This is a genomic window from Alkalinema pantanalense CENA528 (genome assembly GCF_050753345.1).
In the GTDB taxonomy this organism is placed as follows: Bacteria; Cyanobacteriota; Cyanobacteriia; order Leptolyngbyales; family Leptolyngbyaceae; genus Alkalinema; species Alkalinema pantanalense.
In genome coordinates, this window is the sequence record NZ_JBLZFX010000004.1 from 64,737 (window position 1) to 87,772 (window position 23,036).

The following is a 23,036-nucleotide window of genomic DNA, read 5'->3' on the forward strand; positions in this document are numbered from 1 at the left end:
GAGTCTGTGAACCTAAGAAGCACGATCGGGCTACCAGAAACCAGTTGCCAGGAAAAATTCGCCCCTATATTTAAGCATGGTCAGCCGAAATAGCACGGCTGAGATTATTTAGTTTTTTATGCAACTGGTTTGCTATACAACAAGCTCTGTCAGCACTTAGGTCAAACCTCCCAACTCAGACCTCTGATGATGTCTGCATCCTGCATGATCTCTTGTCCTGGGCTTAATTGTTTTGACCTGTTTTTATTAACAAGCTGGTTTTCTAACAAACTGGTTTTCTAACAAACTGGTTTTCTAACAAACGATGCCAGAGCGTAAAGCCCGTACAGCGGCTTGGGTGCGATCGTCAGCGCATAATTTATTCAAAATATTGCGGACGTGGGTTTTGACCGTACCGACGGTGATGAAGAGCTTATCGGCGATCGCGGCGTTACTGTAACCATCCACAATCAGTTGCAGGACTTCTAACTCCCGTTCTGTCAGGGGGTAGGACTCTGTGGGTTCCGTTGGAGTGGGAAGGTGGATTGAATTCACGGCTGAAACGCTAGTCTGTTGAGACTGACGCAGGACAATCCGCGCGATCGCTGGATCAATCCAAGAATTTCCTTCATGGGTGACCCGCAAAGCCTCGACCAATTGATCAAGGCTGACATCCTTCATACAGTAGGAGTCGGCACCCGCCGCAAAAGCTGCCATCACTACATCTTCCGTATCTTGAAGGGTCAAGATCAAAATCTTCGTGGGCGAAGTTTCGGAGACTTGAGCTTGCTTAAACCGTTTGGTTAACTCGATGCCATCCATATCGGGGAGGCCGATATCCACGATCGCAACATCGGGCTTAGCAATGGTTAGCAACCGCAGTCCATCTGCTGCATTGGAGGCTTCGCCAATCACCCGAAAACCTGATCGCTGTTGGAGCGCGGTTCGCATTCCAACACGAGTTAAATCGTGGTCTTCTATCAGCGCAATTCGAATGTCGTTCATTAGAGTTAACTTCCACCCATTTGCATAAGGATACTTACCCAAAGACTGCCCTGAATTCTGCCATCTGCATCACTGTGGTAACCAGTTACTTCAAAAGTTTAAAGATGCCCTAGTTCTGAAGCTCCGATTACGCAGACACGTTTGATATCATGGTTAAGTACTTATCGGTACTCAATTGTAGCCGTTCATTCTCGCCTACCACACCCTTCTGGGTGAAGGAATTGAGAGCAAACTTCACAAGTCTGCTAGAGATTAACCGAAAGAGAGGCTGAATTCGTGATTTAGGGCAGAATCGTTGCCGTTAAGTCAACTAGTGTTGAATCTCGAACGATCGACCTCCTCAAAATCCAGGCCCATGAAATCCAGCGATTATCTGGATGATGATGCTTTGATGATCGTAGTTTGGGACACTCATCTCTTAGGAGAATCAGCGAGTTTATCGAGGCTAACCCATTGGTTAGAACCAGCGGATGCTCTTTTAACCTAGTGATATCCGGGAGAGTGCTATCTTCGAGACTTTCATATTTAGCGGGTAAACTCACATCCACCCTAGGAGATAAACCCAGTGAATTTTGAATTATTCTCTAGTTTTTTGAGCAGTAACTGGGAATGCCTGAAATAATGGTGCTTGACATCCTCCGCAACGCGAATGCGTCGCAGCCCACACGGTACTAACCAATATAGTGGCAGCCAAGACGGTAGTGATGGATGCAGGGGTGATCGATGCAGTGGTAACAGATATACGTGAGATGCCATGGATGGGAATCTCAAGTTGCTCATGGCAGGGGCAAGTGCGGTTAATCGCATGGCAATTTGCCAAGCTTGGCAATTGGCGGGGATGCGAGTACCGATCGTTGAAGTAGAGAGTCAGGCGATCGCGATCGCGACCTTAGAAAATGAGCCGTTTGATTGCTTAGTGATTGATGAACAATTACTCGATGGATCCGGTCAATTACTTTTAGATATGATCCAACTCAAACGGCTTGCCGTTGGGATCGTGATGCTGATGCACGAGGCTAACCAAGAGACAGCCTGGAAACTCCTGGGACGGGGAGCCGGAGATTATCTAGTGCAGTCTGAGATGACCCCCACAACCCTCTGTCATCGAGTCTGGAATGCGGTAAGACTGCATCGAATGGCGGGACATGTGCAAGGGATGCACCATCAAGTCCAAAAAATTTTGGCTGAAAATGAACGGTTAGCTCAGTCCGCTCAAGAAGCTGAGAAAATTCGCAATCGGGTGGTCTTGACCTTAGGCCGTAATCAGCAACAACTGCGAACACTGCAGCAGTTGACCGATCTGTTAAATCAACGGTTAACGAACCTGCCAGGGCTATTGCAAGCCATGATTGATGCTGTATGTGAAGCGATTTCCGATACGCAATTTGGTCTGATTGTTCTGCAAAACGCCCAAACTCAGGATCTGGAACTGACGGCAACCGTTGGACTGCATCGTAGTGATTTTCTTCAAGAAACGTTTTCGTTGAAAAAAGGCCCACTAAGTCAAGTCTTTTTGACGGGGGAATCCCTATTGCTGCGAACCCACAAGCGCGATCGTCGAATGCCCGCGATCGATGTGCAGACGCCCTTGGAGTACACGCCCGCCGCCCTATGTACAGTCGCGATCGCATCGGCTCAAGCGGGGCGATTGGGGGTTTTGGCCGTCGGCAACTGGGAAAATCCCCAAGCCTTTGATGATGATGATTTACGGCTGTTGATCGCCTTTGGGGAGCAAGCCGCGATCGCCCTGAACAATGCGCAGTTGATCAACGCGTTGGAAGAGCGAGAAGAACGCCTCGCCCTGCAAAACACGGTGCTGTACGAACAAAATCAAGAACTGGAAAACCAGCGGCAACAGATTCAGATGCAAAACTTGCGGCTGCTGGAAGCGGCGCAAATTAAGTCTCAATTTTTGGCTACGATGTCCCACGAATTACGGACTCCCATGAATGCCATCATTGGGTTCTCTCAGCTACTGCTGCGGCAACAGCAACAAATTTCGCCGCAGCAAGCGGACATGGTGAGTCGTATTCTGAACAATGGTAAGCATCTTTTGGCCTTAATCAATGACATTTTAGATCTGTCACGAATTGAAGCGGGTCGCTTAGAACTGAAACTAGAGGCTTTCAACTTGCCCGAATTGCTCCAGTCTACGATCGAAGAATTACGATCTCTGGCGGATCAAAAGCAATTGAATCTACAGATTAACACCCGCTTACTGGAGCCTGTGGTGGTCAATGATATGGCACGGGTACGCCAAGTGCTGGTCAATTTGCTATCCAATGCGATTAAGTTTACGGAAACGGGGGGGGTTGTGGTTGAAGTGCAAGATCTCCATCTCGATCGGCTAAGAATTACTGTGCAGGACACCGGAATTGGCATTGCAGCAGAAAATATTCCCCACATTTTTGAAGAATTTCGGCAGATTGATCAAACAGTGACCCGTCGCCATGCTGGAACGGGATTGGGGTTAGCGATTACAAAATGGCTGGTGAAAATGATGGGGGGGCAAATTAACGTGACTAGCCAATTGGGGCAAGGCTCTACCTTCCAGGTTGAAATTCCTCGGGAGGTTGTCATTCGGCCTCCTGCCAAGCTGCAACCGCTGATGCAAGGCACAGATTTCTAGCAATGGTTCCCTTGCAAGGGGTAGATCCCATCGGAACTAGGCAATGCGTTCGGCAATGCGGAATTTAGCCGATCGCGATCGACTATTCCCCCGGATTTCCTCCTCGGTAGGTAAAATTGGTTTTTTCGTAATGACCTTCAGTAACTCCGATTCCCGCATCCGGTGCTTGACGATGCGATCCTCCAAGCTGTGAAAGCTAATAATGGCCAGTCGTCCACCCGGTTTGAGCCAGAGCGGAGCTTGGGCAATGAAGGTTTCCAGCACTTCTAACTCTCGATTGACTGCGATGCGTAAGGCTTGAAACACGCGGGTTGCTGGGTGAATTCGACCATGGCGATATTTGCCGGGAACGCATTGGGCAATGGCCTCCGCTAATCCCGTCGTGGTCTCAAAGGGGCGGCGTTCGACAATTTGTCGCGCAATGCGCCGAGACAGCCGTTCTTCGCCATAGGTGTAAAAGATATCGGCCAGTTCCTTTTCATCCCAGAAGTTAATAATCTCCGCCGCAGTTAATTCCTGCTGTTGATCCATTCGCATGTCTAAGGGGGCGCTGTGGCGGAAACTAAAGCCCCGATCGGCAATGTCAAACTGGGCAGAACTGACTCCGAGATCCGCTAAGATGCCGTCAAATTTCAGATCCCCAGGATTAAACGCAGCAAAATTAACGTGATGGAAGGTCACTTGGTCACGGAAATCGGCTAAGGTCGCTTGGGCTGCCGCGATCGCCATGGCATCTTGATCTAAAGCCACAAGTTCCACCTGGGGAGCGGCTTGTAGAATCAGCCGACTGTGACCACCCCCGCCGACCGTCGCATCCAAATAGCGTCCTCCCGATTGCTGCACTTGCAGCCCGTCGATGACCTCTTGGTAGAGCACGGAAATATGGACAAATTCCGGGCGATCGGCGGTGCTACCAACCTCGCTGCAATCAGTTTCAATCGGCGGTTTCAGCTCGATCGAGGGTTCCAGCGGTGAGGAAGGTTGGGAAATATCTTGGGAGGGGTGGGTCACAGGTTGAATTGGAGTTGCTAGCGGATGGGCAAAAGCATGCGCAAAACTGCTGTTCTATTGTCCTCAACTTTGGCTCAGCCTGGGCAGTTTTCTAGAAAATGTTGAATCCACGCGCTGCTGTCTGGGTTCGAGCTGCTGTGGAATTCCGCCAATGACTAATGACCCGCAAAATCAACTAACCTACAGAACAATCGTGAAAAATATTTTTTCCACAACACATAAACTTCTGTAACTGTAATAGCGTTAAAACGTTAACGCTTTGCAAGAGTTGCTGGAAAAAATCGGTGATCTAGATTACAAAACCTTTACAAACCAAGGGTTTCGCACAAAAGCGTTACATCCCGGTGATAGTCTAGCTTTTGTATTTATTGTGAAAACGCAAGATAGCAAGAGGCGGAAATGACCGGGGCAAACGATATTCCATATCTGTTACGCGCTGCGAAGGGAGAAGTGCTGGCTCGTCCGCCCGTTTGGATGATGCGTCAGGCAGGTCGGTACATGAAGGTCTACCGGGATCTGCGCGATAAATATCCATCCTTCCGGGAACGCTCTGAAAATCCCGATCTGTCGATCGAGATTTCCCTGCAACCTTGGCGTGCCTTTCGTCCCGATGGCGTCATCATGTTCTCCGATATCCTGACCCCATTACCGGGCATGGGGATCAACTTCGACATCATCGAAAGCCGGGGGCCGATTATCGATCCGCCGATTCGCACCATGGAACAGGTCAAACAACTGCGCCTGCTCAATCCGGAAGAGTCGCTGCCCTTTGTCAAAACTGTTCTGCAATCCCTACGCCAGGAAGTGGGTAACCAAGCAGCGGTTTTGGGCTTTGTGGGTGCGCCTTGGACTTTGGCTGCCTATGCTGTGGAAGGGAAGAGCTCTAAAGATTACGCCGTGATTAAGCGCATGGCTTTCTGTGAGCCGGAAACCTTGCATGCGCTGCTGTCTCTGTTAGCGGATTCGATCGCGGAATACGTGCGCTACCAGATTGACAGTGGGGCGCAACTGGTGCAAATGTTTGATTCCTGGGCCGGACACCTCAGCCCGATCGACTATGATACCTTCGCCCTGCCCTATCAGCAGCGGGTCTTCCAGCAAGTCAAACAAACCCACCCCGATACGCCCTTAGTGCTTTACATCAGTGGTAGCGCGGGTGTTCTGGAGCGCATGGGGCAATCTGGCTGTAACTTTGTCAGCGTAGACTGGACAGTGGATATGGCCGATGCCCGTCATCGTCTAGGCCATAACATTGGAGTTCAAGGCAACGTTGATCCGGGGGTTCTGTTCGGGTCTAAGGAAATTATTCGCGATCGCATTTTAGATACCGTTCGCAAAGCCGGAAACCGGAAGCACATTCTGAACCTAGGGCATGGTATTCTACCCGGTACTCCAGAAGAAAATGCTGCCTTTTTCTTTGAAACCGCCAAGCAACTAGATCAGTTGATGGCAACTGCCTAAGGGGTATAGGGTACGGCGTGACCCTGTACTATCCATTCCGTACCCACCCACATCCATGACCCATAAGCGTATTTTTGTGACTGGTGCCAGTGGCTGTATTGGTCACTATATGGTGGATCAGTTGATTCGTCAGACGGAGCACGAGCTATTTTTGCTGGTTAGAAATCCTGACAAGCTCAAGTTTGACTACAATGCCCGTCCTGGAATCAAGCTGCTGGTCGGGGATATGAAGGAGATCGATCGGTTTTCGGCACTCCTGCAAACGATCGATTGTGCAATTTTGGCAGCCACGTCTTGGGGTGGTTTTGAAGAAGTTTATGCCGTCAATGTCACTAAGACGCTGGAACTACTCAATCACCTTAATCCAGCGGTCTGTCAACAGATTATCTATTTTTCCACGGCCAGTATTCTCAATCAGCAAAACCAGCCGTTACCTGAAGCGGGACAGTTTGGTACAGATTACATTCGATCGAAATATCTCTGTCACCAAGAGTTGCAAAATTCTCCTTGGCAGGACAAGATTACTACGGTCTACCCCACGCTAGTTTTTGGCGGGGACGATCGCTTTCCAAAATCCCACCTGTCTTCTGGATTAAAAGATGTTGTCAAGTGGATTAAGCTGATTCGCTTTTTCCGAGCCGATGGCAGTTTTCACTTTATCCATAGTCGGGATATTGCCCAGGTCGTTTGCCATTTGGTTGATCATCCACCTGCATTGGGAGAACGGCGCGATTTTGTGTTGGGTAACGATCGCCACTCCGTCGATCGGGTCATTGCCGAAGTGTGTGCTTATTTAAAGGTTCCTATTTACTTTCGTATTCCACTCTATACTTGGCTAGCGGATCTGATCATATTTCTCTTTCGGATTCAAATGGCTGATTGGGATCGTTTCTCTTTGCGCTATCGCCACTTTACCCACCAATATGTTGTGAACCCCCAAACCTTTGGGCTGGTGCCCTACTGTTCTACCTTAGGGGATGTGTTGCGGATTACTGGAATTGCCAAACCGTTATAGGATTATCGGGGTTGGCTGGGTTGAGTGGATTGCCGAGTTTAATTATCATGACTGAGCCATAGCAAAAGAGCCGCTTCTACAAAAAAGGCGGCTCTTTCCAATGTCAATGTTTCCAATGTCAATGTGAGGTTCAAGCAATCTGAAAATCCAATCTAAGAATTGGTCGTTGTTTTAGATCAGCTTGATGCCACGGAATACTTTGAACAGGCTAATTGCTACAACAAATGCGCTACCCAACAGAGCGAAGTACAACACTACGCTACCCATGTCTTCTCTCCTCAATAAATTCTCGCTGTTAGCAATATACACCGATTTTGGCACTGATTTTGGCACTGATTTTGCCGTCAATTATTGGTGTCAATGCTTGGGAACCGATGGAATGGCAAACCTCTCCTAAGAAAGGGATGGGGCATGGCAGAATAGATAGTCTGAGTAATTCTGAGTTGGATTGATTTTTGTTCTTCTGCCATCGTAATGACTATGCCATCTGTAATTCCTGTCGAGTTGCCACAAAATCCCTATGAAATCGCGATCGAAGCAGGCTTGCTCGATCGCCTAGGCGCTTGGATGACGGATGAAAAGCTGAAAAAGATGGGCAGAAAGGCGTTGGTCGTTTCCAATCCCACGATTTTTAAACACTATGGGCAACGGGTGGTTGATTCACTCCAGTCAGCGGGATTTTCGGTGGGTCAAGTGATTCTCCCACCAGGAGAACGGTATAAAACGCCGTCGACGCTGCAAAAGATCTACGATGCGGCCTTAGAAAATCGCCTAGAGCGATCGTCGGTGATGGTGGCGCTGGGCGGCGGCGTGATTGGCGATATGACGGGCTTTGCGGCGGCGACTTGGTTGCGGGGCATCAACGTGGTGCAGGTTCCGACCAGCTTACTCGCCATGGTGGATGCGGCGATCGGTGGAAAAACGGGCGTCAATCATCCCAAGGGCAAAAATCTGATTGGGGCGTTCCATCAACCCCGCCTCGTGGCGATCGATCCGCAGGTGCTGAAAACATTGCCTGTGCGAGAGTTCCGGGCGGGTATGGCGGAAGTGATTAAGTATGGCGTGATTTGGGATGCGGAATTATTCCAAAAGCTAGAGGATGCTAAACGGCTAGATCAGGCTCGCTATGTGAGTGACGAGCTGCTCCAGGAGATTCTGGCGCGATCCTGTGGAGCCAAGGCCCATGTTGTCGCCAAGGATGAAAAAGAATCGGGACTGCGGGAAATTCTCAACTACGGTCACACGATCGGCCATGCGGTGGAAAGTTTGACGGGCTATCGACTGGTCAACCATGGGGAAGCGGTGGGCATTGGTATGGTTGCTGCTGGGGAAATTACGGTGGCGATGGGGTTGTGGACGCGGGAGGAGTGCGATCGGCAAAATGCCTTGATTGCCAAATGTGCCCTACCCACCCAGTTGCCGACGACCATGGACTTCGATGCCATTATTGCCTCCACTCAGAATGATAAGAAGGTGCAGGCAGGGCAGGTGCGGTTTGTCTTACCAGACACGATCGGGCATGTAAATGTGACTGATCAAGTGACGCCGGAGGTGATTAAGCAGGTTTTGCAAAAGATGTAATTCTGCGGTGAATTCGGGGTGTGGCTCGATCGTCGGGGCTGCTCCGCAGCGAAGATCGGGGAACTTCTCCCCGCGCCCCTGCAATGTCAGGGGACTCTACTCCCCCGACACCCCCCGAAAGTGTATTCTCCGTCCCAGGACAGGGGATCGGTGAGGGACACCTGTGTTGATCGAACTCATCTATCAAAATCAAGGGAGTATCACTAGACTGTGATACTCCCTTGATTTCTGGTATTTAATAGAAGTTTACCGGGAGGCAAGCTTACTGGTAATCTCCAGCCGTTTCAGACTGAAGATCCCAATCTATATCCCTCAGAAAACTTACTCAACGCCTTCAATGCGATCTTCTACTTCTTGGTAGAGTTCGCGTAGGCGATCGAGATTGTCCTCCGAGGTATCCCAGTAACCGCGCCCGTTGGCTTCCAGCAGTGTGGTCACCATCTTACGGAAGGAGTTGGGGTTAAGATCCATTAACCGCTTACACATCTCCTCATCCTTGATGAAGGTAGAGTTGGTGTCTTCGTAGATCCAGTTGTCCACCGCATCTGCCGTCGCTGACCAACCCATCGTGTTGACTAAGCGCTTCGACAACTCCCGCACCCCTTCGTAGCCGTGGGACAACATGCCCTCGTACCACTTGGGATTCAGCAGCTTCGTCCGCGAATCCAAGCGAACCGTTTCCGATAGCGTCCGGATTTGAGCATTGGCTGTTGTGGTATCCGCCATAAAGGAGGCTGGAGCCTTGCCGTCATCCCGCAGCCGCGCCACGATCTTAGTCGGGTCAGAATCGTAGTAGTGGGACACATCCGTCAAGGAAATTTCCGAGGAATCCAGGTTTTGGAAGGTCACATCGGCAGTCTTCAGCGCCGCCCGGAAGACTTGCTCATTCTGCGCCATCACCCCAGGGTTGTCCGCTGAGAAGGCAAAGCCCTTGCGGGAGAGGTACATGTTTTGCAGTTCCTCTTCGTTTTCCCAGGTGCCATTCTCCACGGCTAGGTTGATGTTAGAGGAGTAGGAACCAGAAGCATTGGAAAAGACGCGGGTCGCGGCTTCCCGGATATTCACGCCCAGTTCTTCCGCCTGTTGCAAGGCATGTTTGCGAACGAAGTTCATTTCCAGGGGCTCATCCGCTTCCGCTGCCATTTTGACTGCTTTGTCCAACAGCGCCATCTGGTTGATAAACAAGTCGCGGAAAACGCCGGAACAGTTGACCACTACATCAATCCGAGGACGACCGAGTTCATTCAGCGGAATCAACTCCAACTTGTTGACACGACCAAAGGAGTCGGGAATCGGTTTCGCACCCACCATCCAGAGGATTTGTGCCAGGGATTCCCCATAGGTCTTGATGTTGTCCGTTCCCCAGAGGACGCAGGCGATCGTTTCCGGGTAGGCACCATCATTTTCAGTTTTCTGCCGATCGAGCAGGCGATCGACCACGACTTTTGCAGATTTAACTGCTGCTGCGGTGGGAATTGACTGCGGATCAAGGGCGTGGATATTTTTACCCGTCGGCAGCACATCCGGGTTGCGGATCGGGTCACCGCCGGGGCCAGGATTGATGTATTCCCCATTCAGACCCGTTAGCAAGCCGCCTAGTTCGTTGTCGGCCACCACTTGCTTCAAGCAGAACTGCAAGAACTCAAACAGCGGCTTTAGCGCGTCGGGATCCACGTTGGTGTAACCCAAATCGTGGAGTGCCTGTACCCAAGGCTCTTTCTTCTGGGCTCCAAATCCTGCAAACAGATTGGAGAACATAGAGGTTTTGGAAACCCGCCCTTCTTCGTCCTGCTGGGAGCGCACCATGGCCGTGACGGCTGCACGGGTAGCCTGTTGAACGTCGTTGAGCAGTTGCACATCCGCCAACACACCCAGATCACTGTTTTTGAAGATCTCGTCAATGTTGCGGTAAACGCTATTGGCAATGACGCGGGGCAGGCTGAGGATTTCCTCCTCCTCCCGATCGAGGCTAGCAATGTTCACCAAGGTCGCGATCGCTTCTTCGGCAGTGGGAGGTTTGCCAATCACATGCAAGCCGCAGGGCAGTAGCCGCGACTCGATCTCCATAATCTTGATGTAGATCTTGCCAACGATGCCATCGCGATCGTCCTGAGTCAGTTCCGCCGCCGAGCCTTCCGGCAACACCACATCCTTATCCAGGTTACAGATGCGGGCCTTGTCCATAATCGTGTCTACGATCTGCACACCGCGCCCACTGTCCTTCATTGTTTGGTAGGAGCTGATCAACTCGCTCAGTTCCTTCAAGCCCTTGTAAAGCCCCGCATTTTCCGCCGGAGGGGTGAGGTAGGAAATCGTTTCCGCGTAGCTGCGGCGCTTGGCGATCGTGGCTTCTGAGGGATTGTTCGCCGCGTAGTAGTACAGGTTCGGAATAGAACCAATCAAGCTATCGGGATAGCAGGTGTCGGACATCCCCATCTGTTTCCCAGGCATGAATTCCAGGGATCCGTGGGTTCCGAAGTGCAGGACAGCATCGGCCTGCCACACCTTTTCCAGATAGGTGTAGTAAGCAGCAAACCCGTGGTGGGGACTAGCCGATCGGGAGAACAGCAGACGCATCGGGTCGCCTTCGTAGCCGAAGGTGGGCTGTACCCCGATGAAGATATTGCCAAACTGCTTACCAAATACCAGCAGATTTTGGCCATCGGTATTGAGATGACCGGGAGGGGGACCCCAGGATTCGTGCAGGCGTTCTTGGTAGGGTGTCAGGCGTTCGTACTCCTCGACCGACATGCGGTAGGCGATGTTCAGTTCGGGGCTGTTGTACTGGGCTTGAGCATCGTGCAGCACTTCCAGCATCAGGGCCTTGGAATCTTCGGGCACGCCCTCGATCGTGTAACCATCGGCTTTCAAGCCTTCCAGCACCTTGTAGATGGAGCCAAATACATCCAGGTAGGCCGCAGTTCCCACGTTGCCCTTATCCGGCGGGAAACTGAAGACCGTAATGGCTACCTTCTTGTCAGCCTTGGCTTTGCGGCGCAGGTTGGCCCACTTCAAGGCCCGTTGCGCGATCGCTTCTACCCGATCCTGCAGGGTAATCGCTTTACCCGTTGCGCCATCGCGACCGGACATGATGATCGGTTCGATCGCTCCATCCAGTTCCGGCAAGGCAATTTGCAAAGCCACCTGAATCGGGTGCAGCCCCAGCTCACTTTCCTGCCATTCCTCAGTGGTTTGGAACACCAGCGGCAAGGCCACCATGTAGGGACGGTTCAAGCGCTTGAGAGATTCCACGGCCTTGGGATGATCCTGTTTCGCAGGGCCACCCACGAGGGCAAATCCCGTGAGGGAAACGACCACATCGACGATCGCTTGATTCTGATCGATCGGGTCGTAGAAATAGGCATCGACAGGTTTGGAGAAGTCTAAGCCGCCCGCAAACACCGGAATCACCCGTGCACCCAGGGCTTCAAATTCCGACAATACAGACACGTAGTGGGCATCGTCTCCGGTCACGATGTGGGTTCGCTGGAGTACCAATCCCACCGTTGGGCAATCGCCCCGCCGTTGGGCGTCCGGCAAATCACTGCGGGAGGCGTACCAGTTGAAATATTCCTTGGCATCTTCGTACATCGTCGGGGCCAGGGGATGCCAAATGCCCATATCGGGATAGGTGACCGGCTCGCTGTATTCCAGGTTGGGGGAATCTTTAGTTGCACCAGCGATCGCCTTTTCGCCCTTGAAGACATAGCGATCGGCCAACATCAGAAGGAAGTTTTCCAAGTTGTCTTGGTTACCGCCCAACCAGTACTGGAAGCTCAGCATGAAGTTGCGAGCATCCTGGGCTTTTTCCACGGGCAGATATTTCAGGACCGTCGGCAAGGTGCGCAGCAGCTTCAACATGGCGTCTTGGAAGCCAGCACCAGACTTCTCTTTACGCTTCTTCATGAAGCTGGAAATGACGCTCTTGGACTGGCCAATCTGCGCCAGGGAGAAGCTGCCCATTTTATTGAGACGCATCACCTGTGGCATTGAAGGGAAAACCACAGAAACATCTAGATTGGCTTTAACCGGCTCCACAGCCTCGACAATCTTGTCTGCCAAATCTTCCAGGAAGATCAGTGAGGCAATAAAGACATTGGCGTCCGCAACGTCCCGTTTAAAATCTTCGTAGTTACTTGCATCCCGCAGTTCTTCGATCAAGTAGCCACTGATTTCAACGGCGATATCAGGGTTGCTGGCGTTAATCGATCGCACGGCTGCGGACAATGCGCTCTGGTACTGGGGTTCCAACACGACGTACACCACCTTGACCAAAGAGCGACCATTGAGGTCATCGGGTTGAATGTGGCGGACAGAAGGTTTGGTGTAAGTGAACATGCGGGTCAAGACTCCTTCGATGCGTGTTCTCCTCTGCTAGAACGACAGACCTAGCAGCGATCGAAAATTATGAGGAAAAATGCACAGTCAAAAATGGGTTACTACAAATCTACGGCAAGCTACAGAGAATTCACGGCAAGCTAGTAGAGATTCTGCCAGCACCCGGAAAATTGCTAGGGTTTACCCAAACAGATCAACTTAAATCGTGAAACTGATGGGAAAATTTGCAATTCTCGATTTTCATCTATAACAAATGGTTTTTACCAGAAAACCAGACCAGAACTGCGTTTCAGGCAGCAACTGACACAATTTGATATAAACTCTGTGATTGTCATTAATTTTTTTTAACAAAAATGAGAGTAATCACTCCAATAATATTTACAAAAGTTAAACATTCAGTCAACTACTCTCACAGTTAACTACTCTCAGCTCAATTGCAAGCAGCTACTAAAAGCCATCCCAAGGCAACTGCCCCAGGCAATGTAGCGAAATATCTGGAAAAACAAAGTATTGACAGTAAGTGTTGACAGTAAGTTGATTGTTGAAATCGAAGGCTCAGAAACGCCTTGGGGGAACCCACACCTTGATGAAGCACAATGAAGGCGGTAATCCCGCCTGAAAATTGACTGATTACAGCCTGCTAGCTTCACAAAAGTTCAAAAAAATCTTTTTTCCGTTGCCCAAATTCTAGTTTGTAAACTTTACTGGCGTGGCGGAGCTTGGGTATTTTGCTCGATCGGAAAGCTGACAAAAAACTTGCTGAGGTTGCCTGAGTAAGCTGTAGTGATGCCTAACAGGAATAAGCTCGCGATCAATGCCATGGCGGAGGATGGAGTCTTGAGGCCAGAATCCCGTACAAGTCGCGAAAGGGGATGACTTTGGTGGCGCAGAATTTTGACTGATGGTAGCTGCCAACGAAACGGATCCCTAACGTAATGCCCGCTACCGCTGACCACTAACCGAGCTCCACAATGGGGACAAACCTTAAGACCGCCGATCGCTAATCCTTCGCAGACGAGGGTCGATCCTTGGCAAACTGGGCAATGGGAATAGCTACGATCGAAAAACTCAGCGCTCATGAGTCAAACTCTGGCAAAGATTCGTAGAAACAAACGTTACTGTCATAACCTATTTTTAGGGAACTGTACCCTAAAAAATAATTTACCCAGGTAGACAGAATTCAATCCTCTAAAATCCTATGACTCTAGTCTAGCGATCTTCGGTTGTGCCTGGGTAGACGGAAGCATGAATAAATTTTGCGACTCAACTGGCTGCTCAAAACCTAGCCCTCTAGCCCAAAATGAAATGGCTAATCCCTCTTCATTCATAAGCTACCCCAAGCGACCTTAGCAAAAAAAGGAACGACCGATGCCGTTCCCTGAATAAAATGTTTTTCGATAACCCCAATGAGCGACCTGATGGAAAGTTTCCAGGAAATCAGGACTCAAAACTTAGTCGCACTCAGTATGTGAACTCAAAAACTCAACCTAGACCTTCAATCAAAATTTTTAAACCGAAGACCTAGGGTCGGGTTTGAATTAGGACATCGCCTGAATGATGATGTCGAAGTAGGGGGCAGCGGCAGAAGCGTCTGAGTCACTCAGTAAATCCAGCGCTGCAGCCTTCAGGCACTTAATCGCATCGGCCATACCTGGAACCGGAACTCCCAGGGAGTTGTACATTTCCCGGGCTCCCACCAAGCCGATCGATTCGATTGGCTCTTGGTTGCCTGCAATAACCCCATAGGTGACTAGCCTGAGATACCAGCCATAGTCTCGCAGGCACTGGGCCCGTTCGCGGCTGCCATAGGCGTTACCACCGGGGGAAATGTAGTCGGGATGAATCTTCCAAAGGTTTTTAGAAGCTTCGTCTACAATCTTTTTTTCATTTTCAGCGAGGATTTCAGCGATGCGGGTGCGCTGCTCGCCGGTTTTAAAAAACTCTGCTACGCCTTTGAGTTCACCGCTGGTTAGATACCGGAGTTCGTCGTCGGCTTTAAGGATGACTTGGCTAACTACGCTCATATCGATGGAGGTTTGATTTGCGGTCTTTCAGAATTCTCCTTGTAGTTTATCCAGTTTAGGGTGCATCCAAAATGGAAAAGGCATGATTTCTGGGAAATCGTTTACAAAAGTTCATTAATTTCATCCTTTGCGATCGGCTGGGAATTGCAGATATAGGAGCCAATCATTACCCCAAAATCCCCGAGAATCAAAGCGATCCGGTTACTCTGTCTCCCACTGATCGGTTTCTGCTTCACGGGTGATTTCTGAATTGGAGCGGCTGGCTACGAGGGCGATCGCAATGGCATCCATCACCCGGGCGACGGGAATAATTTCTAGGCCAGCGGAATTGTAGTTGCCCTTGGGCACGATCGCCCGCTTGAATCCTAGTTTGGCCGCTTCCTTTAAGCGCAGCTCCATCTGGGACACAGGCCGCACCTGTCCGCCTAACCCGACTTCCCCAATCAGTACTGTCTGCGGATCAACCGTGCGATCGCGAAAACTGGCGGCAACGGCAATCGCGACGCCTAGATCCGCCGCAGGTTCGCCTACACTTAGCCCTCCGGACGAAGCTACATAGGCATCCAGCTTAGACAGGGGAATACCGACGCGCTTTTCTAGCACGGCCAAAATTTGCAGCAGGCGGTTGTACTCAATCCCTGTGGTGGAACGGCGGGGCGAACTGTAACTGGTCGGAGCCACCAGTGCTTGCAATTCCACGACGATCGGTCGAGTGCCCTCACAGGCCACAATCGTGGCAGTGCCAGAAGAGGGTTCCTCCCGGTTGCCTAGGAACAATTCGGAGGGATTCAGGATTTCCTGCAAGCCTTGATCGACCATTTCAAACACACCGACTTCATGGGTCGCTCCGAAACGGTTTTTGACCGATCGTAGTAAGCGGTGGCTGGCAAAGCGATCGCCCTCAAAGTACAAAACCGTATCGACTAAATGTTCTAGGACTTTTGGTCCTGCGATCGCGCCCTCCTTGGTGACATGCCCCACGATGAAGAGCGTAATGCCTAAGCGCTTCGCCAACTGCATCAGCAAAGACGTACATTCCCTCACCTGGGCTACGGAACCGGGCGCAGAGGTGAGGGCGGCGTAGTACAGCGCTTGGATACTGTCAATCACTGCTACCCGAGGTCGCAAGGATTCCAATTCCGTCAAAATCGCATCTAGATCAATTTCGGGCAAGAGGTACAGGTCGCCTGTGGCAGTCGCTGCTCGATCGCCCGTGGGATTCACGACCTCGTCGGAAGGGGCTGTAATCTCTGGGATTTCTGTTTTCTTGGTGCGGGGTTGTTTGCTGCGGGTGGATTTAGGGATCGAGGAGTCTGAGGTACCCAATTGCGGAGTTTCCCGGCTTCGATCGCTGCTGGAATCCAGATCTAATTGCGACGAACTTACGACTCCAATGCCCAACCGCTGGGCTCTCAGCTTCACCTGCTGTCCCGATTCCTCCGCACAGACGTAGAGAATGCTGTGGGTTTGTGCTAAACGGTTGGCGGTTTGCAGCAGCAAGGTGGATTTGCCAATGCCCGGATCGCCCCCAATCAGCACCAGGGACCCCGGCACAATTCCTCCACCTAACACTCGATCTAGTTCACTATAGCCAGAGGCCAACCGGGCTTGGGGATGATCTTGAATTTGACTCAGGGTGAGGGAGGAAACGGGGCGAGGTTCGCTAGTGGAGTCGCGCGATCGTCGCCCCCGACTGAGTTGCAGCAGGGGACTTTGGCTGAGGCGAGGGTTACTGCTTGTAACCGATGAAGCTTGCTCCTCTAAAGCGTTCCAGGCATGACAAGCCGGACAGCGACCAAAATATTGGGGAAATTCTGCACCACATTGATTGCAAACAAAGAGCGATCGTGCCTTCGCCATGGAGTTGAGTGATGGGGCAAGGTGGAATAAAACAGCAGTTCTTTACAATTCCTAATCTTTACAATCCCTAAAAGTCTTAAGAAAGCCTGAAGCTTCGTAATAATCAGGATCTTAGGTTATCAAATCAAATACATGTTCTATTATTGTTAATCATAGAGTATGAAAACTTAACTCATTAAGGATTGCCTCTTTTAAGGAGCGTTACCCAAATTGGAAACTCATAAAGAAAAAATCCTAGTTGTGGATGACGAAGCTAGCATTCGTCGGATTTTAGAAACTCGCCTTTCCATGATTGGTTATGACGTGGTAACCGCTGCCGATGGAGAGGAAGCTCTGGACACCTTTCGCAATGCCGATCCAGACCTAGTCGTTTTGGATGTTATGATGCCCAAGCTGGATGGTTATGGAGTTTGCCAAGAGCTTCGCAAAGAATCCGATGTTCCTATTATTATGCTGACGGCGTTGGGTGACGTGGCCGATCGCATTACTGGACTGGAACTAGGGGCTGATGACTATGTCGTCAAACCCTTTTCCCCGAAGGAATTGGAAGCACGGATTCGATCTGTGCTGCGCCGGGTTGAGAAAAATTCTGCAACGGGAATTCCTAGCTCCGGTGTCATTCAAATCAACACTATTCGCATCGACACCAATAAGCGCCAAGTTTACAAAGGTGATGAGCGCATTCGGCTGACGGGCATGGAATTTAGCCTGTTGGAGCTATTGGTCAGCAAATCCGGTGATCCGTTCTCGCGGGCAGAAATTCTCCAAGAAGTTTGGGGCTATACCCCCGAGCGTCATGTCGATACCCGTGTGGTGGACGTACATATTTCCCGGCTACGGGCCAAGCTTGAGGATGATCCAAGCAATCCTGAGTTAATTCTCACTGCCAGGGGTACCGGTTATCTTTTCCAGCGCATTCTAGAACCCGGTGAAACCGAGTAATTCGATGAAATGTGTCTTCGTGAACTGATTTCCAGTGAACTGACTCTCAATGCCTGAAGGTTTGTGAAAAGGGAAAGATCCTTAGCTCTTTAGAACCTTACTGAACATAACAAATTCTGGCATAGCAAAAGCCTGCTAGAAATGCAGCAGGCTATGATGCTTCAAATGTGATGCTTCAAATATGCCTGGAATTAAATTACGGTTGTATGACTCGAAAATCTCGGGGTTGAGAATTCGAGCCTTTTTTGTCTGCGCAAAATCCTAAGTCCATGGTTTGTCTGGCCGCCAAGGTTTTTCCCCAGTCGGCGGGCTGCACTTGGTAGTTACCTAAACCCTGTGCCATAAAACTGCCATTCCAAGATTGGTTGATTGCAGCATCGGTCATGGTAAAGCGCAGAGCCCAGTTGGAAATGGATTGCTGCGTTGGATTGCTGACTTGGATACCTATGCAAAACCCTGTTTCCCAATCGGATTGTTTCTGCACTTGAACTTGCAATTGTGCTCCAGTACTGGGCGGGGTAGCAGGCAGATTGGGTGTGTTGCGGGGGTGATTTCTAGGGGATGGCGTTGGTAGGGGGACAAGCTGGGACGAGGGGATGGGGGTTGGCGATGCCGGAGCAGGCATGACCGGAGGATTATTCCCTACAGGCTGCATTGTGAGGGTCGGCAGTAGTGAACTCAGGAGTTTCTGTTTGTTAAGGTCGATCGTTTTCCAATCGTCGAGTAAGAGACCACCCGTGTCACCACTGTTGGGGTTAAGGCTCCAGTAGGCAAAACCGAGTCGATTTTTCTGAAGAAACTGCACCAGTTGCTGCTGCCAAATCCCTTCTTTGGATCGGTTATCTGTTTCTCTGCCACCAAATTCCCCGACCCAAATGGGGGCGATGCCTCGCTGGGCAATGTAGTAGAATCCTTGATTCCAGCGGGGTACTAAGTTTTTGGGGAAGCTTTTTTCTGCAAACCACGGTTGGGCAAAGACCCCAGGGCCATATTCGTGGGGAGAGTACACAACACGATTTGGTACTGAGAGTCTGACGGGGAAGCGATCGACGCCCTCCAAATTACCCCCCATCCAATGCTTCAGCTTCTGACCGGGAACGTTATTTTCGACGCCTTCTACAATAATGAGCCAATTGCGATTTACTTTCAGAATCGCATTGCCTGCCCGCTCGGCGGCCAGTCGCCAATCCGTGGCCCGATCGCCCGTTCCCCAACTAGCTTTCCCATGGGGCTCATTTTTTAAGTCCGCTCCGATGACATTCGGCTGATTTTTGTAGCGCTCCGCTAGCATCGTCCAAGTATTAATCCAATCCGCTTCCGTAAAGCCGTCACCGTACCAGAGTTCGGGAATGCGCTGGTCATTCAAGCGATGGCTATCTAACACGATGAATAGACCCTGACGGCCTGCTTCTTGCACCACGGCATCCATCACCTGTAAAGGTGTCTTGTGTCTCAAAGTGGCATTTCCGGGCAGATCAAAGTTCACGCTGGAGAAGGTTTGAGATTTTAAGCTGGCCAGGGAATAGGGCAAGCGAATCACGTTGTAACCCATTTGTTTGATTTGGGTAATGACATCAACGTAATCTCTTTCCCAGAGGCCATGGGGTGCATGGGTTTCTGTTTCGAGGCCAAACCAGTTGACGCCTCGCAGGAGAACGGTTCGCCCTTGGGCATCCAAAATTTCACTTTTACGGGTAGAGAGTGGAGCTTGCAATACCGTAGTTGTTTGGGCCTGGGCGACATTAGAAGCTTGACTTCCGATCGGCCATCCTAGGTGCAACCAGACTGACATGATGGTGGTGCAGAGAGCGAGGATTAGCATTCTGAGGCCGACAGCCGATAACCTCTTCCTGGAATGGTTGTAGGGCAATCTAACTGTGTGATCGGGATTTGAGCTAGTCAAGAATCGAACACCGGGTTTAGGAGACATATTTGCCATGGGTCACAGGAGAAAGGGGTTGCAAACTGGGGGAGAAATCACCTGACTAATCGATTAGATACAAAGGGGCTACGCTGCCGTCGGGATTCTATGACGTCATGATTGGGGGTAGAAAGTTCCACGATCGGCCAAAATTATGAACTTGCTTCTGGGCAAGCAAGGCTATGAACATGTAGTGAAAATGCATTCATTGTCTGGGCTTTACCTTGGCCTCTGATATTCAAAAAGATGGGTCTGACCCTGTATTTCTGACTAAATAAATCCTGCTACATTGCTAAAATCCCCAATCTTAGGGGCCTAGATACCAGATACAGTTCTGAAAGTCCTGTAAAGTCCTGGGAAATCGCTGATATGAAATGCTTTCAACCTAATTCATCAGTATTGTTAAGTGAGTGTAATCCGGGAATTTACATAAACTTGTCTATGTTGGAAGGATTCTTCATCGGATTTACAACATATACCTAGGCATTAGCCCTTAATCTGGTATCAAAGGTTAAGCGTCATTCCAACAGGATTCTGGGCTGAAATGTTCTGACTTGGACGTTGTTCTTAGGGTGTTCATCGGAAGCGCTTTTCTCTTAACAGTTTGTCTCCACCTTGCTAGATACCTAGATACTCAGAGTTACCCATTATGTCTAGAACTTTCTTCGGCAACATCCTAGTTCCTGCTGTTTTGCTGTCTGGTGCAAGTGTTGCGTTCATGTCTGTTTCTCCAGCTATCTCCAGCACTGAGTCCGTTGAGGTAACCTCTAAAAGCGCTCCTTTGATGGGTTCCCTGACGCTCCCTGAGATCCAAAATTCTGCTGCTTCCTATGCAGGTTTAGCAAGTGTAGCCATGGTAGGGCTGGGAATCTCAGGTTTAGCGGTTAGTGGCTGGCGTAAATCTGCTCGTAAAGTGAACTTGATGGAGCAGAAATTGCAGACTTTACAAACAAATTTAGAAGTACGCGATCGCCAATTGCAGCAATCCCTTCTCTCAGATACGCACCTGTTAAAGTCTGGTTTAGACTTTTTCTTGGAAGATGATGCCGCATCAGTGGCTCCGTCAGCAGGAACCCCAGCGCTTCCAGTTGCCAAATCTGGTAATTCAGCAGCAACTGTGACCTCCGCTCGATCGTTTGCTGTAGCGGATGCTGAGGTTGATCTGACACCCATCAAGATGCCGCCAGTCAATGTTCATGCTGCGGTATCGCCTCTGCATGCTGCCCAAGGTTTCCTGAGCTTTGCTCGAGTTGGCTACGGGGCATCCCACATAGCGGCTGTTGAGCCTCAAACCCTGACTGCACAACCAGAAGAAGCAGTGACTCAAATTCAAGATCTGCAACTGCAATTACAACAATTGGTTGCTCAACTTGAAGTCCTGCAAAGCAATTTACAACCGATCGAGAAATCCAATGCAGGTAAGTTTGAAGTGGCTGCAATGCCAGAAAACAAGTCTGTCTCGGTTATGCCTCAACGGACGCAGACCTTAGAACACAACTGGGTGATGCAACGCGCTGTTTAGATTACCAGCCTTGTGATCTAAATGATTGAGTTAAAGAGTTGGTTGAAAATTTGAGTTGTCCATAGGTCGCAATTTCACGATTGCGGCTTTTTTATGGGCGTGGGCTTCTTTATATAGCTGTAGCTAAGATTGTTAGGACAATCATATTTTTACTCGCCAGACTTCCGTCCCCCCCTAAATTCCCCTATGTCTTGCGGAGAGGCTACGCCAAGAAAAAGGGGGACTTTGAAAGAATTTGGCCGAATTCCCCCCTTTTTTCTAGCGTCAGCGGCGCATAGCGCGGGGGCTAAGGAAGATTACATCAAGACAGTGCAATCTCCCTTTATCTCCGATTTTTCGACTAGCCGGTGCTGAACGGTCTAAATTCCTAACCGTTGATAGACTTGGTCAAGATTTTTTAAGTGATGCTTCGCATCAAAACAGTCGGCAATTTCTTCAGGGGACAACGCTGCCTTAACTTGCTCATTAGCTTCAATCTTGGCTCGGAAATTCCCCCCTTCCACATTCCATTCCGTGTGGGCACAACCTTGAACGATTGCGTAGGCGTCTTCCCGTTTTATCCCTTTGCCCACCAGCGCTAGCAGTACCCGTTGACTAAAGACGACACCGCCGTAAAGATTCATATTACGAGTCATGTTGTCTGGGTAGACCAGCAAGTGCTTCACTAGATCTGTGATTTCAGCCAGCATAAAGTGCGTCAGGATGCAAGCATCGGGAAAGGCCACCCGTTCAACGGAACTGTGGGAAATATCCCGCTCATGCCAGAGGGCCACATTTTCCAACGCAGCCACCGCATAGCCACGAACTAACCGTGCCATTCCTGTTAAGCGCTCCGATCGAATCGGATTACGCTTGTGAGGCATGGCTGAGGATCCTTTTTGCCCTTTGGAGAAAAATTCCTCTACTTCCAAAACATCTGTGCGCTGTAGATTGCGAATTTCCACCGCAAAGCGTTCGATCGATGCCGTGACCAAGGCCAGCCCATTCATAAACTCAGCATGGCGATCGCGGGAAATCACTTGAGTCGAAGCCGCATCCGGCTCTAAGCCCAGCTTCTGACAGGCCAGTTCTTCAATTTTGGGATCGATGTTGGCATAGGTGCCGACTGCGCCGGAAATTTGACCTACAGCGATCGATTTTTTGATGGCACAGAGGCGATCGCGATTGCGCAACATTTCTGCCAGCCAGCCAGCTAGCTTAAAGCCAAAGGTCATGGGTTCCGCATGGATGCCGTGGGAGCGGCCAATCATCACCGTATCGCGGTGTTGCTGCGCTTGATAGCGGATTGCTTGGATGCATTCTTCCAGCTTTTGCATAATCAGATCCAAGCTGGCGACGATCTGTAAAGCTAGAGCTGTGTCCAGCATGTCAGAACTTGTCATGCCTAGGTGAATATAACGACCAGCATCGCCCACGTACTCATTGACATTGGTTAAGAAGGCGATGACATCGTGCTTGACTTCCTTCTCAATCTCCAGAACGCGGTTGATATCAAACTTTGCCTTGGCCTTGATCTCGTCTACCGCATCTTGAGGAATGTAACCCAATTCAGCTTGGGCTTCGCAGACTGCGATTTCCACTTGCAACCAGGTTTGTAGCTTATATTCGTCACTCCAGATTGCGCCCATTTCGGGCAGTGTATAACGCTCGATCAAGGTCCTGTCTCAGAAATACAACCGTCACATTGTAAGGCAATGGGTGCCCGAAATTTGTCCGAGGTTGTATCCAACCTGCCCACTCACTGCAAA

At 50.2% G+C, this 23,036-nt stretch carries 15 protein-coding genes; 6 read left to right on the top strand and 9 right to left on the bottom strand.

Going from position 1 to position 23,036, the window contains the following annotated elements:
• Positions 1-294: 294 nt before the first annotated feature.
• A complete protein-coding gene (locus tag ACN4EG_RS02365) occupies positions 295-984 on the bottom strand; it encodes a response regulator (RefSeq protein WP_431627547.1) in 690 nt (229 codons plus the stop codon).
• 754 nt (positions 985-1,738) lie between these two features.
• Between ACN4EG_RS02365 and ACN4EG_RS02370 the strand changes: the two genes are divergently transcribed.
• Positions 1,739-3,613 carry an ATP-binding protein gene (locus ACN4EG_RS02370; protein WP_431627548.1) on the top strand — a complete coding sequence of 625 codons (1,875 nt, stop codon included), beginning with the start codon at positions 1,739-1,741 and terminating at the stop codon, positions 3,611-3,613.
• Positions 3,614-3,649: 36 nt separating this feature from the next.
• Here ACN4EG_RS02370 and rsmH read toward each other — a convergent pair whose 3' ends face one another.
• On the bottom strand, positions 3,650-4,624 hold the full coding sequence (gene rsmH, locus ACN4EG_RS02375) for a 16S rRNA (cytosine(1402)-N(4))-methyltransferase RsmH (RefSeq protein ID WP_431627549.1): 975 nt from the start codon (positions 4,622-4,624) through the stop codon (positions 3,650-3,652).
• A gap of 399 nt (positions 4,625-5,023) precedes the next feature.
• Here rsmH and hemE point away from each other — a divergent pair, with 399 nt between their 5' ends.
• Entirely contained in the window at positions 5,024-6,085 is a 1,062-nt protein-coding gene (gene hemE, locus ACN4EG_RS02380) for a uroporphyrinogen decarboxylase (RefSeq protein ID WP_431627550.1), read from the top strand.
• A 55-nt stretch (positions 6,086-6,140) separates the two neighbouring features.
• The gene (locus ACN4EG_RS02385; RefSeq protein ID WP_431627552.1) at positions 6,141-7,100 is read left to right on the top strand and encodes an NAD-dependent epimerase/dehydratase family protein; all 960 of its coding nucleotides are present in this window, start codon (positions 6,141-6,143) and stop codon (positions 7,098-7,100) included.
• 171 nt (positions 7,101-7,271) lie between these two features.
• Here ACN4EG_RS02385 and petL read toward each other — a convergent pair whose 3' ends face one another.
• Complete coding sequence (gene petL, locus ACN4EG_RS02390) at positions 7,272-7,367, bottom strand: cytochrome b6-f complex subunit PetL (protein WP_431627553.1); 96 nt, start codon at positions 7,365-7,367, stop codon at positions 7,272-7,274.
• Positions 7,368-7,580: 213 nt separating this feature from the next.
• On the opposite strand from petL, the gene aroB reads away from it, so the two are divergent.
• Complete coding sequence (aroB, locus tag ACN4EG_RS02395) at positions 7,581-8,681, top strand: 3-dehydroquinate synthase (protein ID WP_431627554.1); 1,101 nt, start codon at positions 7,581-7,583, stop codon at positions 8,679-8,681.
• Between the two features lie 321 nt (positions 8,682-9,002).
• Here the strand turns inward: aroB and ACN4EG_RS02400 are convergent, their stop codons facing one another.
• The 4 genes from ACN4EG_RS02400 to radA form a co-directional block, all read right to left on the bottom strand.
• Positions 9,003-13,019 (bottom strand): magnesium chelatase subunit H, encoded by a 4,017-nt coding sequence (locus tag ACN4EG_RS02400; protein ID WP_431627555.1) that lies wholly within the window; start codon positions 13,017-13,019, stop codon positions 9,003-9,005.
• Between the two features lie 701 nt (positions 13,020-13,720).
• Entirely contained in the window at positions 13,721-14,098 is a 378-nt protein-coding gene (locus ACN4EG_RS02405) for a hypothetical protein (RefSeq protein WP_431627556.1), read from the bottom strand.
• Positions 14,099-14,557: 459 nt separating this feature from the next.
• The gene (apcD, locus tag ACN4EG_RS02410; protein ID WP_431627557.1) at positions 14,558-15,043 is read right to left on the bottom strand and encodes an allophycocyanin subunit alpha-B; all 486 of its coding nucleotides are present in this window, start codon (positions 15,041-15,043) and stop codon (positions 14,558-14,560) included.
• A gap of 201 nt (positions 15,044-15,244) precedes the next feature.
• Positions 15,245-16,903 (bottom strand): DNA repair protein RadA, encoded by a 1,659-nt coding sequence (radA, locus tag ACN4EG_RS02415; protein ID WP_431627559.1) that lies wholly within the window; start codon positions 16,901-16,903, stop codon positions 15,245-15,247.
• Positions 16,904-17,113: 210 nt separating this feature from the next.
• Between radA and rpaB the strand changes: the two genes are divergently transcribed.
• Positions 17,114-17,845: a response regulator transcription factor RpaB gene (rpaB, locus tag ACN4EG_RS02420; protein WP_431627560.1), complete on the top strand. Its 732-nt coding sequence runs from the start codon at positions 17,114-17,116 to the stop codon at positions 17,843-17,845.
• A gap of 196 nt (positions 17,846-18,041) precedes the next feature.
• Here rpaB and ACN4EG_RS02425 read toward each other — a convergent pair whose 3' ends face one another.
• On the bottom strand, positions 18,042-19,637 hold the full coding sequence (locus tag ACN4EG_RS02425) for a cellulase family glycosylhydrolase (protein ID WP_431627561.1): 1,596 nt from the start codon (positions 19,635-19,637) through the stop codon (positions 18,042-18,044).
• Positions 19,638-20,484: 847 nt separating this feature from the next.
• Between ACN4EG_RS02425 and ACN4EG_RS02430 the strand changes: the two genes are divergently transcribed.
• Positions 20,485-21,288 (top strand): hypothetical protein, encoded by an 804-nt coding sequence (locus ACN4EG_RS02430; protein WP_431627562.1) that lies wholly within the window; start codon positions 20,485-20,487, stop codon positions 21,286-21,288.
• Between the two features lie 359 nt (positions 21,289-21,647).
• On the opposite strand, the gene purB is transcribed toward ACN4EG_RS02430, so the two are convergent.
• On the bottom strand, positions 21,648-22,943 hold the full coding sequence (gene purB, locus ACN4EG_RS02435; RefSeq protein ID WP_431627563.1) for an adenylosuccinate lyase: 1,296 nt from the start codon (positions 22,941-22,943) through the stop codon (positions 21,648-21,650).
• Positions 22,944-23,036: the final 93 nt, after the last annotated feature.

Coding starts and splice junctions, on each gene's coding strand:
- ACN4EG_RS02425 (WP_431627561.1), bottom strand. CDS start 19,637: ATGTCAGTCTGGTTGCACCTAGGATGGCCGATCGGAAGTCAAGCTTCT.
- ACN4EG_RS02430 (WP_431627562.1), top strand. CDS start 20,485: ATGTCTGTTTCTCCAGCTATCTCCAGCACTGAGTCCGTTGAGGTAACC.
- aroB (WP_431627554.1), top strand. CDS start 7,581: ATGCCATCTGTAATTCCTGTCGAGTTGCCACAAAATCCCTATGAAATC.
- radA (WP_431627559.1), bottom strand. CDS start 16,903: ATGGCGAAGGCACGATCGCTCTTTGTTTGCAATCAATGTGGTGCAGAA.
- ACN4EG_RS02405 (WP_431627556.1), bottom strand. CDS start 14,098: ATGAGCGCTGAGTTTTTCGATCGTAGCTATTCCCATTGCCCAGTTTGC.
- ACN4EG_RS02370 (WP_431627548.1), top strand. CDS start 1,739: ATGGATGGGAATCTCAAGTTGCTCATGGCAGGGGCAAGTGCGGTTAAT.
- petL (WP_431627553.1), bottom strand. CDS start 7,367: ATGGGTAGCGTAGTGTTGTACTTCGCTCTGTTGGGTAGCGCATTTGTT.
- hemE (WP_431627550.1), top strand. CDS start 5,024: ATGACCGGGGCAAACGATATTCCATATCTGTTACGCGCTGCGAAGGGA.
- ACN4EG_RS02365 (WP_431627547.1), bottom strand. CDS start 984: ATGAACGACATTCGAATTGCGCTGATAGAAGACCACGATTTAACTCGT.
- apcD (WP_431627557.1), bottom strand. CDS start 15,043: ATGAGCGTAGTTAGCCAAGTCATCCTTAAAGCCGACGACGAACTCCGG.
- ACN4EG_RS02400 (WP_431627555.1), bottom strand. CDS start 13,019: ATGTTCACTTACACCAAACCTTCTGTCCGCCACATTCAACCCGATGAC.
- ACN4EG_RS02385 (WP_431627552.1), top strand. CDS start 6,141: ATGACCCATAAGCGTATTTTTGTGACTGGTGCCAGTGGCTGTATTGGT.